Here is a 665-nt window from a genome sequence, read left to right as displayed (position 1 = left end):
CCGAAGTGTGGATCTACGAAGACCGTGTCTACCCGTACATCGGACTCAACGCGGTGGCTGGGAAGAAACCCGAGGAATACGGCGCCGAGCCCACCCGGTACGAGGACATGATCGCCGGCTGCTTCGACCCGAAAGCCCGTGTGCTGGACATGGATATCGACGGCGTCCAAGCCGGACTGTCATTTCCTTCGTTCCCCCGATTCGCCGGAACGGTCTTCCTCGAAGGCAAGGACCGGGAGTTGGCGTTGCTCTCGGTCAAGGCCTGGAACGATTACCACATCGACGAATGGTGCGCGAGCGCCCCGGACCGGTTGATCCCGCTGGTAATCCTGCCGCTGTGGTCGGTGGAGGAATGCGTCAAAGAGGTCTACCGCACCGCAGCCAAGGGCGCAAAAGCGATTTCCTTCCCCGAAAATCCTGTACCGCTAGGACTTCCGTCGTTCCATACCGATCACTGGGATCCGCTGTTCTCGGCGTGTGAGGATGTCGACATCCCGTTGACCGTGCACTTCGGCACCTCGGGTAAGGCCCCGATCACCGCCCCCGAAGCCCCGATGGCCGTGATGACGGCACTCTTCGGGTGCAACTCGATGTACGCGACCGCCGATCTGTTGTTCTCCCCGGTTTTCCATCGCCATCCGACACTGAAGTTCCTGCTCTCCGAG

1 protein-coding gene is annotated in these 665 nt (G+C 61.1%); it reads left to right on the top strand.

The annotated features are described in order from the left end of the window. Positions 1-665: amidohydrolase family protein (locus tag FEZ60_RS28435; RefSeq protein WP_172937664.1), on the top strand; the 665-nt coding region annotated here is incomplete at both ends.

Source organism: Rhodococcus sp. MS16 (assembly GCF_013277795.1).
GTDB classification, from domain to species: Bacteria; Actinomycetota; Actinomycetes; order Mycobacteriales; family Mycobacteriaceae; genus Rhodococcus_F; species Rhodococcus_F globerula.
Note: the sequence above shows the minus strand (reverse complement) of the source record. Positions and strands in the feature narration are given on the sequence as shown.